Here is a 17627-nt window from a genome sequence, read left to right on the forward strand (position 1 = left end):
GTAAGAAGTTATGGCTGTTTCATATATCCCACAAGATAAAGTTTTTGCAGTATGTACATACCAGTTAAGTTCAGACCCGCAAAAGTTTTCGTTAAGCAGAAAAAAGGCAGATGTATATTATCAAAATACTAAACAACCTTTGCTGACAGTTGATGATAAAAATATTATGGTTGAGTTCACCTGCAAATCACCTGCAAATTTGGCAGGTACACTATTGGCTTTTGGTGCAGGGCTTATTGTAGGAGCTTTATTATTATCTAACCCTTTAGGTTGGGTTGCATTAGCTGCGGGAGGAGTTTTGTTAGCTTCTGGAGTTGTTGCGGCTGTTGTTGCAGCTAATCATAAATGTACCGACCCTCTGAATGGCGGACAATGGTTTTTAGCACATAATAGTGTCAAAATTAATGGAGCATCAGCTATTACCCGTTCCTCTATTCTAAAATGTAAAAAAGATGGTATCCTTACCCCTTTTTTTGATGAAGCATCTGCAAAAGCAGCAGCAAGTTCTATTGCCACAAAAAATAAATGGGAACTGGGAATTAATGTTGTAGCTTCATTTGGTGCTGGATTTTTCCTTCCTAGCGCATTTGCTGGATTTGGAACGGCATCAGTTGGGATGAAAGTCTGGATGACAGTTGGGCGATTTGGAGTAGGATTTCTTGCTTTTAGTAGCATCAATTATGGGCTAAGAGGCGGAATAAGATGGGGACATGAGCACAATGGAGATCTAAAAGATAATATTACTTATGATAATATGAATAATCATAAAGAAAATATTATTGATCCTAAGACCGGGAAAGCTGAAGAAACAGATATTGATGAAAATAAATACTGGGGTGCTCCTGCTAAACCTGATGATTTTACACAAGATTCCGAAGATCTTATTAAAGTAGAAAAAAACGGGGGAAAGTATAATATTACTATTCTTAGTAAAGTAACTAATGTTGTGACATCTTATTCAATTTATGCTGATAATAGAGATCTAATGAGACAATTGGATAAGTTGGAAGGTCTCAGCCGACCGGTTTTAAGAAATAACCCTCTGGCGAAAGAACTATTGAATGACTTAAATAGTGGTAAATATCCAGAATGGAAAAATTCTATAAGGTTCTATAATAACGGGAGAATGACACCGAGTATGGTTGATGATGGAAGAACAGTGATAGCAGAAAATTTAAAATCAAGTCTTGGGAGTTTCAAGTCAAATTCTATACAAGGCGGGTTATTTTTAATACCATTTATAGGAACAATATTTTCAGAAGAAGCAAGGGTCGCATTAGCAGAAGGAATGGCTAATGATATGTCGGCTGAGCCTAATGGTAGTACTGTAGTTGCTAATACGTCTGTGGATTAAGGGTGCTTATCCGGTAAAATTTGTAATCAATAATACAGATAAAATAAAAAAAGGATTCAGACTGCTTTTCTGATAGAGTTACAATTCATCCCAATTAAAAGAAAAATAAATTTCAGAATCTATATTGGTATTCCCGTCATTAAATTATAAAAGATATTAGTTAAAGTGAGTCATAATGAATCATCAAAGTCTGTAAATCACAGATGAGCTTTTAATGATTTTTAAACATTAACAAAGCAGCTTTTATAATATAGTATTTCTCTTTATGGTGTAATAATTAATGTTTTATTGTAGTTTTTTAATTATGGTTAAAATATTTATTCATAATGGATTGTGTGGATGTTTAACTCAATTGTCGTAGAATTACGACATAAAATCGTAGAACTACTACAATTTTTCAGATTTCCTTCCAAAAGCTTTTTTTTCAAATTGAAGGGGGGTATCTTTGTCATACAATTATTCAATAACATAAATATTACTAACGATTAAAATTTACGATCATGGCAGAAAGAAATTCAAGAGGAATCTTAAAATTCAACAACGGAGAAGGTCAGAAACTATTAAAAATGAACTACAGCGTATCCAGATCAACAGACGTATCAGGACGTGTAGCATCAGATCCTTCCAACGCATTGATCAAAGTTACAGTAGAAGCTACTGAAAAATCAGACATCCTGGAAAGCTTATTGAACGGAAAATATAAGCCAACAGTAGGAGAAATTGTTTTCAACAAATCTCACGAAGAAGGAACTCTGATCACTTTGAAATGGGAGAACGGATACGTTATCCAACACGAAGTAGACTTCGATGCTATAGACAGCAACAGTATGCTGATCAGCTTCGTAGTAAGTGCTGAAACTATCGACTACGGTACTTCTCAGTACGCTGGACTTTGGCCTTCAGCAGGTAAATAATCCGGCACAACAAAACTTAAAAAAACTAATGGAACAGTATGCTCATAGAGTGTACTGTTCTGTTTTTTTATCCAATAGGCAGTAAGTATGTAACCCTCTTAAAAACATGTTTTTCATATCCCCAATAGCAAGCTTTTCTCTACAGGTGAATAGTGAATTCACGACCTCGTATTTTGAATCCCCAATCTCATAACCCAGTTCTAAAACTAGCAACTTATCCTCCTATTTTCTTATATTTGTTCATTATAGATAATATGGACGCAACACAAGATAAAAGGCTGTTTCTCATCGATGCTTATGCGATGATTTTCAGAGGATATTACGCACTGATAAGGAATCCAAGACTAACCAGTACAGGATTAGACACCTCTGCCATCTTTGGCTTTACCAACTCTTTGATCGAATTGATAAGAAGAGAAAAACCAACCCATTTGGCTGTTGTTTTTGATGTTGGGAAAGCAAACGTAAGAACCGATGATTTTGCCGATTATAAGGCTAACAGAAGTGAAACTCCAGAAGCTATCCAGATTGCAGTTCCGTACATCCACAGAATCCTTGAGGGAATGCATATTCCGATTCTTGGAGTTGAGGGGTATGAAGCAGATGACGTAATAGGAACCATTGCCTGCAAAGCAGAAAAAGAAGGTTATACCACGTTCATGGTAACACCAGATAAAGATTTTGCCCAACTGGTTACAGATAAAATAAAGATCTATAAACCGGGATTAAAAGGAGGAGATATAGAAATTCTGGGCGTAGAAGAAGTAAAAGCCAAATATGAGATCGAAGATCCTAAGCAGGTTATCGATTATCTGGCGATGATGGGAGATGCCGTAGATAATATCCCAGGATTGGAAGGGGTAGGAGAAAAAACTGCTATGAAATTCCTTAAAGAATTCGGAAGCATTGAAAACCTGCTGGCTAATACAGATAAACTGAAAGGAAAACTTAAAGAAAAAGTAGAAGCTTCGGCAGAACGTGGAATTATGTCTAAGAAACTGGCCACGATTATTTGTGATGCACCTATTGAATTCCACCAGGAACAGTACGATCTTGAAACTCCTGATTTTGAAAAAGTAAAAGAAGTTTTTGAAGAAATTGAGTTCAGAAGACTGTATGAAAACCTTTACAGGGCTTTTGCACCAGCTGCCACAGAAACTGTTGTCGTAAGTGAAGTGGAAGTGAAACAGACTCCGTCCGGAACAGAAGTAAAAGGACAAGTAATGCAGCTTGATCTTTTCGCAAACTTTGAAGAGTTGGATCAGGCAACTTCTACAAAATCTACCATTGAACATAATGATCACCTGTATCAGTTCGTAGACAATCCAAAGGCCCAGAAAAAACTGGTAGACAATCTGTTGAAGCAGAGCGCAGTTTGTTTTGATACAGAAACCACGTCACTGAATGAGCTGGAAGCAGAACTGGTAGGAATGAGCTTCTCCTATAAAAAAGGATTAGCATACTATATTCCTTTATCTGAAAAGAGAGAAGAAGTAGTACAGACCCTTGAAATCTTCAGACCGTTTTTTGAAAAAGAAGATCTGCTGAAAATCGCACACAATCTGAAATTCGATTATAAAATATTAAAACAGTACAACATCACCGTGAAAGGAGCGATGTTCGATACCATGATTGCCCATTATCTGTTAAACCCTGACGGGAGACATGGTATGGACTACCTTTCCGAGGTATATCTGAATTATAAACCCGTTTCCATTGAAACGATCATAGGGAAGAAAGGAAAAAAACAGGGAACTTTCAGGGATGCAGATCTTAGAACACAGACAGATTATGCTGCAGAAGATGCAGATGTAACCTTCCAGTTGTATGAGCTGTTTGCTCCACAACTTAAAAAGGAAAACCTTGAAGAACTCTTCTTCAATATTGAAATGCCTCTGATGAAAGTGCTGGCGAAAATGGAGCTGGCAGGTATTTCTTTAGATGAAAAATGGCTGGCACAGGAAAGTATTGATCTTGAAAATGACCTTAGGGAACTTGAAAAGACGATTTTCGAACTCTCAGGAGAAGAATTCAATATGAACTCGCCAAGACAGCTGGGCGAAATCCTGTTCGAAAAAATGCAGCTGGATCCAAAAGCTAAAAAGACAAAGACAGGACAGTACGCCACTTCAGAAGATGTCCTTCAAAAGCTGGCTTCAAAGCATGAGATCATCAAACATATCCTGGAATACAGAACTTATCAGAAATTAAAATCAACCTATGTAGACGCATTGCCTTCACAGATAGATAAATCTGATAACAGGGTACACACCAATTTCTCTCAGACTACAGCGGCTACAGGCCGTCTGGCAAGCGTGAACCCAAACCTGCAGAATATTCCGATCAGAACATTGAGAGGACAGCAGATTCGTGGAGCCTTTGTTTCCGGAGAAGGAAAGAAGATCATTTCTGCCGATTATTCACAGATTGAACTTCGTCTGATCGCTGAAATTTCAGGAGAAGACAATATGATTAAAGCATTCCAGAACGGAGAGGATATTCATGCATCTACAGCCGCAAAACTCTTTAAAGTTCCTTTGGAAGAAGTCTCAAAGACACAAAGAAGCCAGGCTAAGACAGTAAACTTCGGAATCATTTACGGGCAGGGCGCTTTTGCACTGGCAGAACAAACCGGATTATCCCGTACAGAAGCCAAGCAGATGATAGAAGCGTATTTCGAGACCTATCCGAAACTAAAGGAATATATGGCAGAACAGGTAAGTAAAGCCCGCCAGATGGGATATGTTGAAACCATTCTGGGAAGAAAACGCCATCTAAAAGATATCAATTCCAATAATTTTGTAGTAAGAGGTCATGCGGAAAGGAACGCAGTAAACGCTCCGGTACAGGGAAGTGCAGCTGATATCGTGAAAATCGCTATGATAAAAATAGACCGAGAGCTGCAAGAACAGCAGCTGAAAACAAAAATGCTCCTTCAGGTACATGACGAATTGGTATTCGAAGCACCGGCAGACGAAATTGAAACCGCTTCAAAATTAATTAAAACCGAAATGGAAAATGCCTTGAAAACACAGGTTCCGTTATTGGTGGAAATTGGAGTAGGGGATAACTGGCTGGAAGCTCATTAATTTTATATAATAATCATAAATTAAAGTAAAGGTGAATGATTTAGTTCACCTTTACTTTATTAATTATAGGAAGTAATGATTTGACTGTCATCAAAATAAAAACAAGACGCATCATAATCATGCCAGCAAGCTTGATATTGTGGCCCATCTCCATAATTTGAAGTATTTACATTATCAGGTTTACCTCTCATATATACAAGCATATCATAGCGCATTCCAATCCAAATTTTGTTTTCAGAAATATTTATGCAGTCCTCCTTCGACCATTCAGGATGCTTTTTATGAATTTTTCCGGCTTTTGATTTTAAGAACTTTTCTTCTTCAATTTTTTGTTGCTTATCTATACTGTCATTTCTTATTTTATTTTTAATACTGTCTTCTTTGGAAATATGGGTTACAGCATTAGTTGTTAAGCCAGAATTATCTTCTTCTCCCGTACATTTATTGATAAGAAATCCTATAAAAGCAATTCCTAAGATGAACAATATTGCAATACCGCATCCATTATTTTGTTTTATAGGTGTATTGGAAGTCTGAGAAAAAGCTTTCTTTGAGTTTTCTTTAATAGAATAACCACATTGTGGACAAAAATGATCAGTATTACTGATGTGGTTTTTACATTGTGGACATTTAGATAGTGACATAGTTATAATCTTTTGATGCACAAAAATATTTTGAACAATTCAAGATTATTTACGGTTTACCGTACGTAAGTTTATTTTTGTAAAAATAAATGCTATTCCTCTGGTTTTATAGGTTTTTGTAGATTTATTCCCAACCAGATTCAATGGCTTTGGCTATTTAGATTGAATAATCACTAAAAATGATTTTTATAGACGAGGAAGAACCTGGCTGTAAAAAATACAGCCAGATATCCTAACTTTATGCCTAAACGTCAAATTCAATCTCACCAATATAATACAGTTTGTTTTCTTCTCCATCCACAGAAACAGGATTAGGAATTACAAATCTGCTCGCAAAAATGATGGCATTTACCGGAGTATCCAGGCTCAGGTCATTAAGTTTTTGCTCTAATATCGGAAGCCATTGATCGGCATAAGAATATTCCGAGAACTTTTCAATCAATCCTAATCTTTCATCTTCAAAACCATATTCCATAAAGTCATCATCAAACCATTTGATGTTTTGAGATTCTGCAAATTTTGAAACATACTGATCCTCATTTTCCTCTTCCAGATAATAATTTTCATCCTCCTCTACAAAGGCATAAAAATCTTCTTCATTTTTAAAATATCCCAGCCAGAAGTGAGAAATTTCTTTGTCCATAATGTATTGTTTGTTGTATTGTTTACTATAATTATTAGAATGAACATTCTTGGTGCTTAAACTTTCGAGTGGTCATTTAATGTTGAAAAAAATAAGTATAAGGTTTATTTTTCCCTTTGAAGGTGTAATATTACAAAAGTTTTTCTTTACATTCTATTTTTAAGGAATAGTACACAAAGTCTAGGCCCCAAAATAGTTCCGTAAAAATTTTTTATTGTAAATTTATTCTGTCGTTAAATTTTAAAAATGGAATTTCTACAGGACCATTATGTGGTTAAGAATGAGCTGCTACTGATCTTTATTTCCGTAGTCCTAGGATTGCTGATTGGAGCTGAACGTGAGTACCGTAACAAATCTGCCGGGCTTCGTACTTTTATTCTGGTCTGCTTTGGTGCCTGTCTTTTTACCATTCTTTCCATTAAAATAGGTGTTGAAAATCCGGATCGTCTCGCTGCCAACATCATCACCGGAATTGGCTTCTTGGGAGCAGGAGTCATCTTTAAAGGGGAAAATAAGATTGAAGGTATTACAACAGCTACTACTATTTGGGCAACAGCCTCTATAGGAATGGCGGTAGGCTCCGGATATGTTTACTTTTCCCTTCTGGGTACCGCTTTGGTACTTATTATTCTGAGTGCCTTAACGTATCTGCAAAATTTTATAGATAATTACAACAAGATCCGGGAATATAAAGTAGGCGTAATACATTCAGCAGATCTAAAACATTGTGAAGCACTTTTTAAAAAGCATCATTTAAAATATGTACTAATCAAGCAACAATATACACAGGGAAATATTACTGCGACCTGGAGGCTGACAGGCAAGAATACTCATCATGAAGAATTAATCAAAGATTTAGTAGATGACTCAACAATTATAGCTTATCAGTTTTAGAATAAAGCAAAAAAATAAAGGCCGAAGCCTTTATTTTATTTTTTCTTGAATATATAAAGATCCTTGTTAGGGCCGTCTATTTCTTTTCCATCCATATCCAGCTGGATTAGAATATTTTCGCCAACCTTATATTTATAGTTTGCTGTTTTACCTTTTAAAGTGATAATACTTCCTGTTGCATCCCATGTAAAAGTTCCCTTATCTTCATTTTTAGATTTTCTTTCCAGATATTCTTCAGTGATGCTGAATGTTTTATCCTTATTTAACGTTAAGGAAGTCTTGATTCCCGGGCAGTCAGCACATGGAACTGTTGCTTCGTAAGTACCGTTCCAGTCCAATGCATTTTCGGAAGTATCGCCCTTAGCGCTGGTTGTTGCATGAGCTGTACTGTCCGCAGTAGTAGATTGAACAGCTGCTGTAGAATCTGTAGCTGAAATTTTACGGTCTGCATTTTCTTTTTTAGTACATGAAGCAAGGAATAAAGCCGCTCCTATTCCAAGGATAAGTGTTTTGTTTTTCATCATAATAATTATTTAAGTAGATTTTTAAACTGACTAGCTATAAACAAAAACTGAGCCAAGGATGAGGGTGAGAGTTTCAGAAAAGAAAGAAGAAGAGAAGTAGATAGCAATAGTCAATTCGATGTACATGTCAATTTTATAGACAATAAAAATTCACCATTCACTTACGAATCAAAAACTCACTGTTGACATTTCATTTGTGGAGCAAAATTCATTATTGACATTTTTACCCTCGTTTTATGGAGGCTATTCCTATTTTTCTTCGTAAATTCGGGCAAAATTTTGATTATGACAAAAAAGATACTTTTATCCGTATTTCTTTTGCCGGCTGCAATGGCATTTGCACAACAATATGGTGGAATGTGGATTCCTACAGAACTGAATGAAAAGGAAATGAAGGATTTTGGAATGAAAATCTCTGCAAAAGATATTTTCAATCCTCAGAAACCGAGCATAAAGGATGCTGTGGTACAGTTTAATGGCGGATGTACTGCGGAGATCATTTCTCCTAAGGGATTGCTGCTTACTAATCACCACTGTGGATTTGGCCAGATTCAGGCACATTCTACAGTTCAGAATGACCTTCTTTCAAATGGTTTCTGGGCCAGGAATATGAGTGGAGAGCTTCCGAATCCGGGAGTAAAAGTAGATTTTATCATAGATATAAAAGATGTCAGCTCACAAATTTTAGAAGGAACAGATCATCTTACAGAACCTGAACTTACTAAAAAGATCAACAATAATATTGAGGTTTATAAAAACTCTCAAAAAATCGAATCTTTCCAATCGATCATGGTTAAGCCGATGTACTATGGAAACAAGTACTATGCTTACACTATCGAAACCTATAAAGACATCCGTCTTGTAGGAGCACCCCCTCAAAGCATCGGGAAATTCGGAAGTGATACAGACAACTGGGTTTGGCCTAGGCATACCGGAGATTTCTCCATGTTCAGAATCTATGCAGATAAAGACAATAAGCCTGCAGAATACTCAAAAGACAACATTCCTTACACTCCGAAACACTATTTACCGGTTTCCATCAAAGATAAGAATGAGAATGATTTCACATTTGTGTTCGGATTTCCGGGGAGAACTACAGAATATCTTCCGGCAGTAGCAGTGGAAAAGATCATGACTGATATTGACCCTGCAAGAATTGCCGTACGTGATGTAGCTTTAAAAACATTGGACGAAAAAATGCGTGTAGATAACGAAACACGTATTAAATATGCTTCCAAATACGCATCTGTAGCCAATTACTGGAAAAAATGGATCGGTGAGGTAGAAGGATTAAAGAAATCCAATGCAGTGGAGAAAAAAGTAATGTATGAAGGATCTTTGGTTTCTAAAAACCCTGAAATTAAAACAACTTTAGATCAGCTGAACAAGCTTTACAATGAACAGGCTCCTTATGCACTTAACAATGCATATTACACGGAAGTGGTAAGAAATGCTGAAACATTGAAGCTGGCTGGAGATTACTACGATTATATAGCAGCTGTAGATGCCGGAAGAATGGATGAGAAGGAGCTTACCAAACTGAAAACAAAGCTGACTTCTTTCTATAAGGATTATAGCGCAGAACTTGATGCTAAAGTAACAGCAAAATTGCTGGCTTTATATGCCAACAAAACAGCCCCACAGTTTTTACCGGCAGGTTTCAACAAGTATAAGGATGAAAATGCAAACATCCCTGTTGTAGAAGATATGTCCAAGAACTCTGTTATTACAGGAAGAACAGCTGTAAATGGCGGAACACTTACAGCAGATATTGATAAAGCATTCTCTAATCAGGACAAGCTGATTAAGACATTGAAGAAAGACCCTATCTACCAGCTTTATGTTTCTATGAAAGAAACTTATATGAAAGCGGCAGATCCGCAGTATACTTCACTTCAGATCAAAATTGATGCGTTGCAGAAGAAGTTTATGGCTCAGCAGATGCAGACTGATAAAGACAGGAAATTCTTCCCTGATGCTAACTCAACACTTCGTGTAACGTATGGAAAGATCAAAGGATCTGCTCCAAGAGATGCTGTTTCTTACGGATACCAGACTCACCTTGCCGGAGTAATGGAGAAGTATATTCCAGGAGATTATGAATTTGACGTTCCTAAAAAACTGATTGAGCTTTATAACAAGAAAGACTTCGGAATCTATAAAGATAAAACAGGTGATGTACCTGTAGGATTTACGGCTACAAACCATACAACAGGAGGGAATTCAGGAAGCCCAACCCTTGATGCGAACGGAAACCTGATAGGTCTTAATTTCGACAGACAGTGGGAGGGTACCATGAGTGATATTAATTATGATCCGCGTTTCAGCAGAAACATTATGGTAGATACAAAATACATTCTTTTCATCGTTGAGAAATTTGCTGATGCCAAATGGCTTGTTGATGAAATGAAAGTGATAAAATAATTTTAAAAGTTATACCTTTAAAGAATCTATTCGAATATATTTTGAATAGGTTCTTTTTATTTTTAGGATGAAAGATCAGATCATTAATCTATTTACTGCTTTTGAAACCAGCCATTTCGGAAAGTCTTTTCCGTTGAATTACTGTTTACCCGTTTATCATTGTGTTTCCGATGAAAACCTTCCACATATAAAACATATAATCCAATACAGGAGCACTAAGCAGTTTGAAGCCGACATAGATTGTCTTTCAAAACATTTTCAGTGGGTAAACTGGCAGGAATTCAAAGATTTTACTTCCGGGAACTTTAAAGCTCAGAAAAAAATTGCTTTACTTACCTTTGATGATGGATTAAAAGAGTTTTATGACGTGGTAGCTCCGGTTCTGGAACGCAAAGGAATTTATGCCTGTAATTTTATAAATCCGGCTTTCATTGATAATAATGAGCTTATGTTCAGATGCAAAGCAAGCTTGCTTGTAGAGATTCTGGAAAAGAAACAATCTGTGAACCCTGAAATATATAGTATTCTTTCTCACAGAAGTCAGTCTACAATAGAAAATTTGAAAAAGGAAATCCTGAAAATTAGCTATCAGCAAAAGGATACTCTGGATCTGTTGGCCCAAAAGCTCGAAGTTGATTTCCCATCATATTTACAGAAATATAGACCTTACCTGAACACTGAGGAGCTGAGAAAACTTACTGAAAGAGGTTTTGGAATATCTTCTCACAGTTGGGATCATCCGAAATTCGGAACTCTGTCTTTTGAACAGCAGGTGGAGTCTGTCAATAAAACCTTCACTTATTTAAAGGAAAATGATTTCCTGTATGAAAGTTTTGCATTTCCCTTCACTGATTTCGGGGTAAAAAATAATTTCTTTGAAGCCCTTTTCAAGAATAAAGAAATATACTGCAGTTTTGGTGCGGCAGGGATTAAACTGGACAGTGTAAGAAGGAATTTTCAGAGAATACCGATGGAAATAGGCGAAAGTGCAGAAAGAATCCTTAAAAAAGAAATTGCTTATTTCAGATTGAAAAAGCTGATGAATAAAAATACGATTGTAAGAAAATGATACAGCTAAAGACATTCAATAAAAAACAACTGGGAGATTTTGTATCATCCGGAGAATTTAAACAGTATGATTTCCTGCCTATTACAGAACATCGGGCGATATCTCATATTATGAACCCTGAAGCTTTGGATGAACAGACACTTCTTATTCTGGCTTTCTGTAACGGAAAATTGGCGGGGTACTTAGGGTGCTTTCCTGATCGGTTTATAATCGATGAAAAAGTGATAAGATATGCATGGTTGAGTACTCTCTATGTAAGCGAAGAGTTTAGGGGAAAAAAAATAGCAAAAAAACTTCTGGAAAAAGCCTTGGAAAGATATGAAGGGCATATTGCCATTACCGAATTTACCTTAGAAGCAGAAACCTTTTATAATATCATGGGCTATTTTGAATATATCTTTCCTAAAAAAGGGAAACGTTTCTACTTTAATACAGACCTAGCAACTATTATTCCTGCAAAAAAGCCTAAGACAAAGGTATTTAAACAATTTTTCTTTCTTTTGGACTCCACTGTCAATGCTGTAATTTCGGTAAAGAATATTTCGATCAGGAAACCTGATTTTCATTTTGAAATTCTTGATCATATTGATGTAGAAAGTACTTATTTTATAGCCAATTTTCAAAGCAGGAGAAAACCAAATGAAATTAATCATTTTATAGAGTATCCATGGGTGTTGAAAGGAGAGAGAAAAGATGAAAGATACCTGTTTTCAAGCTATGCGCAAACCTTTAAATATTTTTGGATAAAAATATATGATCATCAACATTCGTTAACAACCTGTTCTCTGTTGCTTCTAAGGGATGGATATCTTAAAATTCCGTATTTGTTTTCCAAATCAGATATGGGGTGTTTTATTGACTTTTTAAGCTATTTTATTGTTGAAAATAAAATAAAGGCTCTCACTAGTTATCAGCAGGAACTTAATAAAGAAATTGAACATTCAAAAACATTTCCAAAGATCCATGAACGTGACTTTGAAAGAAGATATCTGTTTCATAAACAGCTGCTCCAGAACCTTCCTGAAGGATTTAATCCACATTATCAGGATGGAGACGGAGATTGTATGATGACATAAGCTAAGCGTATCAATTATCAATTATAAAGTAAAAAACCACTCAATAAAGATACTGAGTGGCTTTTTTATATTTAATGTCCAAATATATCTTTCAGACTTAGTTCTTTAAATACTCCCATTTTATTGACGGCTTCCATATCAAGATTCTCTTTCTTACCAATAATGGCCGTGTTAAAATCTACGGACTGAATTTCCGACTGATAAAACTGCTTGATGTCTTCAAATGTTAGTGCCTCAATTTGCTTAAAGATATCCTTCCTGAAATCATGATAGATTCCAAGTTTCTTTAACCTTAGAGTATTGAAAAATATATTGTTTCTGGTTATTCTGGTAGATGCAATCTGTTTTAAAGCAGCATTTTTAGCATTTTCAAACTGAGTGGTAACTTCAGGAAGCTCATTCATCAGCTCATTCATCGTATCAACAGCAATCATTAATTTATCCGGTTGTGTCCCGATATAAGTGGTAATATAATCAGGATGATTCAATTCCGCATTGGCAGCATAAGAAACATAAGCAGAATAGGCCAGACTTTTGCTCTCGCGGATCTCCTGGAAAACAATGGAAGATAATCCTCTTCCGAAATATTCATTAAACACATTTACCTTTCCGAAATTAGCAGGATTCACCATATTTCCCTTTCCAACCTTGCTCATTTCCATCTGAACCATATCGTAATCAATGAAATATACATTTCCGCCGGTAGCAGGTTCAGGATATTGTTTGGGCTCAGGAATCCGAAGGCTTTCCGTTTCGGTGTATTTACCAATATAGCCTTTAAATGCTTCAAAGTCTTTTCCGTAAAAGAAAATCTGATAAGGGAATTTGAACAGCTTCTTCATTCGGTCAGTGAATACTTCAGCTGTACTGCTTTCAAGTTCTTCCTTAGAAATGATGTCTGTAAAACGTGATGGGCTTCCCAATTTAGTATAATTAGTCAGCGCTGTCATAATGCGGTTTTTATCTTTTTTTACGGCCTGGCGGTTTTCCAGCACAGTTCCAACAAATTGACTATAAATTTCCTGATCAGGTTTTACATGGTACATCCATTGCTGAAGAAGAGCAATTCCTTTTTCAATATTCTCTTCCAGCCCGCTCAGGGAAATTAATAACTGGTCATTGGTTGTTTTAAAATCATTGCTGACTCCAATTTTGAAAAATTCCTTTTTCAGGTCTTCAGGAGAAAGTTCATCCGTTCCTAAATACTGAAGCAACTGAGTTGAAATTCCCAGGTCACGGTCATTATCACTTCCAAATGGGAAAATAAAATGAACCTGGGCAATATCATTATATTTATTCTTTACAAAACTCAATTTTTTTCCTTTGATCTCATCAGTTGATATCTCCTTTTGATAATCGATGAATTCAGGTTTAATATCCTCCGTTTTATCAGATAATATCTGCTTTAAAAATTCAGATTGTGCATCACGGTTAATCTTAACAGGAGTAATACCGGGATTATCAACCCGCAATAACTTATCATTAACTCCTTTTTCTTTATTAATAACAACATAGTTGTGCTTAAAGAAGTCATTGGCAAAACTGATAATGTCTTCCTTGGTAAAACTTGCATATTCATCCATTTCATTCAGTTCCTGTTCCCAGCTTCTTCCTTTTATATAAATATCATATAAGGTCGTGGCCAGGCCTTCCGCCGTTTCAAGACCTTTCATTCTCTGGAGTTTGAAGTCATTAATAATAGCTGGAAGCATCCAGTCCGGAAAATCCCCCTTCTTGATAAGCTCAATTTCCTCCAGGACCATATTGGCTGCTTCCTGCAGGGTTTGGGTCTCTTTTGGAACAGCAACAATAGAAAAATAACCATATTGTTTTAATCCTACAGAGAAAGCCTGTGCCCAAAGCATTTTCTGAGTCTGGTTGATATGGAGATCCAGTAAACCAGCTTCTCCTCTGTTGCTTAGAATATTCACAACAATATCAGCAAGCATGGCTTGTCTTGTTCCGAAGCTATCCGTTCTCCAGGCCAGCTGAACCCGTGGAGTAGTAGGGCTTTTTACAGTTCTTTCTACCACTTCTGTAATAGGTTGTTCTACAATTGGAGTCTTTTTGGAAAGCTCTCTGTAAGGAAGGGTGCCAAAATACCGGTCTACCAATTGAATTGTCTCTTCAAAATCAAGGTCACCAACCAATACCATAGCATAGTTATTAGGAACATAGTATTCATCAAAATACTTATGAATAGCCCTCATAGAAGGGTTTTTCAAATGTTCAGGCTTGCCCAGTGTAGTTTGTTGTCCGTTGGGATGAGTAGGGAAAAGCGCAGCCATCAGTTCATAATTCACCAGCCTCGAATCATTATCCTGAGCCCTGTTAAATTCCTCATATACAGACTCCAGTTCCGTATGGAAAAGGCGTAGAACGATTTCTGAGAATCTTTCCTTTTCTATTTTCAGCCATTTTTCCAGCTCATTATTCGGGATATTGTTTTTATAAACCGTTTCATCAAACCATGTATGGGCATTGGTTCCGGTAGCACCTAATGAAGAAATAGCTTTGTCATATTCATTGGCAATAGCATACTGGCTTGCCTCCTGAGAAATCTCGTCTATTTTTCTATAAATGTCTTTTTTCTTTTCAGGGTCCTGTTCAGCCTTATGTTCTTCATAAAGAGCAGAGATCTGATCCAGAAGTATCTTTTCTTTTTCCCAGTTTTGAGTTCCTATCTTAGACGTTCCTTTAAACATCATGTGCTCAAGATAGTGGGCCAGACCCGTATTATCTGCTGGGTCATTATTGCTACCTGTCCTTACCGGAATAAAAGTTTGAATTCTTGGCGCATCAAAGTTTTGGGCCAGGAAAACCTTTAATCCATTCTTTAATGTGTAGATTCTTACTTTATTTTTATCGTGGGTTACTGTAGTATATTCGTAGTGGTTTTTATCTGTATGGGCCGTTTCTTTATATTTTCTGTCTGTCATATATGAATTCATTTCATCCTTATTATAGTAAGAATATAATACAAATGTAAGCAATCAGAAAAACATAGGTTCCGCTTTTATTACTATTACATCTATTATGATATTTGAATAGATGAATCAGACTAAAGAAGCATTGCTATTTAAGAAGTTGAAGAATGCATTATTTCATTCATTTATATTTCATGAGCATTATCCCGCTATCCGCTCATACTCCTCACGCTTTGGCATTCCAATGCTTAAATCCTGCAGCTTTCCAATTCCTGTTGCGGGGTAACCGCTGCTATCGGGGCTAGGGAGGAAGTATGAATAATAAGCAATGAGCTAAACGTTAATAGTAAGCATTAACTTAGCCATTATCTATAAGAAGTATTTCACGATCCAACACCACAATCCTCAATCCCTTGTGAAAATCTGTGCCATCTGTGGGAAATAAAAATATTCACTCCCGATTTTTACAATTGCCTTCCATACTTAATCCTCTAAAACCCATACCAACACCAAATTCTGAAATAACCCAAGACCTGTTATATATAATGTATACATTCCATTACCCATTACCTTCACATATAATTCAATCCCCTTTCTCCAAACAAATGTTTAAAATTTTTCGTCCATGGTATCAGCGTATTAGGGGTAAAAAGCGTAGTCAGTATGAATTTTATGTTAAATAAACTTGTTTTGCGTTGTAGGAAGTTGCTATCTTTGCCCCACTGAAAACGAGAGTATCAGTACAAGCGCAGAAGAGCTTTTAGCTAAGCATAAACATTATATTCTACTAAGATATCGGGCGAAAAAAACTTCAAAACTTTTTGCAAAAAGAGTTGCGAGTTAAAAAAGAGTTTGTATCTTTGCAGTCCGAAATAATTCGGAGCGCAGGAGTAGATAGATTGAGGGTTTGGGAAGGATTAAGGTTACTTGAAAAACTTTAAAATTTTCTTTCAAAACATTTGGTCATTACAAAATAAAGTTTTACTTTTGCACTCGCAAATACGGAGCGACACTGACAGAGAGATTGCTTCGTTACAAAGCGGAAGATAAAAAGATCATTGACATACAATATAACAACCAAGTAAGGAAAAACTAAAGCGTTAAAAAACTTTGAGTGAGTCAGACAAACATACAATGGAGAGTTTGATCCTGGCTCAGGATGAACGCTAGCGGGAGGCCTAACACATGCAAGCCGAGCGGTAGAGTCTCTTCGGAGACTTGAGAGCGGCGCACGGGTGCGGAACACGTGTGCAACCTGCCTTTATCTGGGGGATAGCCTTTCGAAAGGGAGATTAATACCCCATAATATACTGGATGGCATCATCTGGTATTGAAAACTCCGGTGGATAGAGATGGGCACGCGCAAGATTAGATAGTTGGTGAGGTAACGGCTCACCAAGTCTACGATCTTTAGGGGGCCTGAGAGGGTGATCCCCCACACTGGTACTGAGACACGGACCAGACTCCTACGGGAGGCAGCAGTGAGGAATATTGGACAATGGGTGAGAGCCTGATCCAGCCATCCCGCGTGAAGGACGACGGCCCTATGGGTTGTAAACTTCTTTTGTATAGGGATAAACCTAGATACGTGTATCTAGCTGAAGGTACTATACGAATAAGCACCGGCTAACTCCGTGCCAGCAGCCGCGGTAATACGGAGGGTGCAAGCGTTATCCGGATTTATTGGGTTTAAAGGGTCCGTAGGCTGATTTGTAAGTCAGTGGTGAAATCTCACAGCTTAACTGTGAAACTGCCATTGATACTGCAAGTCTTGAGTGTTGTTGAAGTAGCTGGAATAAGTAGTGTAGCGGTGAAATGCATAGATATTACTTAGAACACCAATTGCGAAGGCAGGTTACTAAGCAACAACTGACGCTGATGGACGAAAGCGTGGGGAGCGAACAGGATTAGATACCCTGGTAGTCCACGCCGTAAACGATGCTAACTCGTTTTTGGGTTTTCGGATTCAGAGACTAAGCGAAAGTGATAAGTTAGCCACCTGGGGAGTACGAACGCAAGTTTGAAACTCAAAGGAATTGACGGGGGCCCGCACAAGCGGTGGATTATGT

11 protein-coding genes and 1 rRNA gene (1 of these 12 cut by a window edge) are annotated in these 17627 nt (G+C 36.9%); 8 read left to right on the plus strand and 4 right to left on the minus strand.

Annotated elements, in window-relative coordinates; translation table 11 throughout:
* The first annotated feature begins 10 nt into the window (after nt 1-10).
* From EG339_RS10665 to polA, 3 genes are all read left to right on the plus strand, one after another.
* A complete protein-coding gene (locus EG339_RS10665) occupies nt 11-1354 on the plus strand; it encodes a DUF4280 domain-containing protein (RefSeq protein ID WP_123870176.1) in 1344 nt (447 codons plus the stop codon).
* Nucleotides 1355-1854: 500 nt separating this feature from the next.
* Complete coding sequence (gene tssD, locus EG339_RS10670) at nt 1855-2268, plus strand: type VI secretion system tube protein TssD (protein WP_002984165.1); 414 nt, start codon at nt 1855-1857, stop codon at nt 2266-2268.
* Nucleotides 2269-2522: 254 nt separating this feature from the next.
* On the plus strand, nt 2523-5357 hold the full coding sequence (gene polA, locus EG339_RS10675; protein WP_123870177.1) for a DNA polymerase I: 2835 nt from the start codon (nt 2523-2525) through the stop codon (nt 5355-5357).
* A gap of 59 nt (nt 5358-5416) precedes the next feature.
* Here polA and EG339_RS10680 read toward each other — a convergent pair whose 3' ends face one another.
* The gene (locus EG339_RS10680; RefSeq protein ID WP_123870178.1) at nt 5417-6022 is read right to left on the minus strand and encodes a hypothetical protein; all 606 of its coding nucleotides are present in this window, start codon (nt 6020-6022) and stop codon (nt 5417-5419) included.
* Nucleotides 6023-6245: 223 nt separating this feature from the next.
* On the minus strand, nt 6246-6644 hold the full coding sequence (locus EG339_RS10685; protein ID WP_123870179.1) for an immunity 22 family protein: 399 nt from the start codon (nt 6642-6644) through the stop codon (nt 6246-6248).
* 246 nt (nt 6645-6890) lie between these two features.
* Between EG339_RS10685 and EG339_RS10690 the strand changes: the two genes are divergently transcribed.
* Nucleotides 6891-7538: an MgtC/SapB family protein gene (locus tag EG339_RS10690; RefSeq protein ID WP_123870180.1), complete on the plus strand. Its 648-nt coding sequence runs from the start codon at nt 6891-6893 to the stop codon at nt 7536-7538.
* A gap of 35 nt (nt 7539-7573) precedes the next feature.
* Here the strand turns inward: EG339_RS10690 and EG339_RS10695 are convergent, their stop codons facing one another.
* Nucleotides 7574-8062: a copper resistance protein NlpE gene (locus tag EG339_RS10695; RefSeq protein WP_225717580.1), complete on the minus strand. Its 489-nt coding sequence runs from the start codon at nt 8060-8062 to the stop codon at nt 7574-7576.
* Between the two features lie 285 nt (nt 8063-8347).
* On the opposite strand from EG339_RS10695, the gene EG339_RS10700 reads away from it, so the two are divergent.
* From EG339_RS10700 to EG339_RS10710, 3 genes are all read left to right on the plus strand, one after another.
* Nucleotides 8348-10486 carry a S46 family peptidase gene (locus EG339_RS10700; RefSeq protein ID WP_123870181.1) on the plus strand — a complete coding sequence of 713 codons (2139 nt, stop codon included), beginning with the start codon at nt 8348-8350 and terminating at the stop codon, nt 10484-10486.
* Between the two features lie 67 nt (nt 10487-10553).
* The gene (locus EG339_RS10705; protein ID WP_123870182.1) at nt 10554-11555 is read left to right on the plus strand and encodes a polysaccharide deacetylase family protein; all 1002 of its coding nucleotides are present in this window, start codon (nt 10554-10556) and stop codon (nt 11553-11555) included.
* The gene (locus tag EG339_RS10710) at nt 11552-12631 is read left to right on the plus strand and encodes a GNAT family N-acetyltransferase (RefSeq protein WP_123870183.1); all 1080 of its coding nucleotides are present in this window, start codon (nt 11552-11554) and stop codon (nt 12629-12631) included. The genes EG339_RS10705 and EG339_RS10710 overlap by 4 nt, the downstream gene beginning before the upstream one ends.
* 71 nt (nt 12632-12702) lie before the next feature.
* Here EG339_RS10710 and EG339_RS10715 read toward each other — a convergent pair whose 3' ends face one another.
* The gene (locus tag EG339_RS10715; RefSeq protein ID WP_378114157.1) at nt 12703-15582 is read right to left on the minus strand and encodes a M16 family metallopeptidase; all 2880 of its coding nucleotides are present in this window, start codon (nt 15580-15582) and stop codon (nt 12703-12705) included.
* A 1107-nt stretch (nt 15583-16689) separates the two neighbouring features.
* Between EG339_RS10715 and EG339_RS10720 the strand changes: the two genes are divergently transcribed.
* A 16S ribosomal RNA gene (locus EG339_RS10720) occupies nt 16690-17627 on the plus strand (it continues 579 nt past the right edge of the window).

Source organism: Chryseobacterium bernardetii (genome assembly GCF_003815975.1).
In the GTDB taxonomy this organism is placed as follows: domain Bacteria; phylum Bacteroidota; class Bacteroidia; order Flavobacteriales; family Weeksellaceae; genus Chryseobacterium; species Chryseobacterium bernardetii.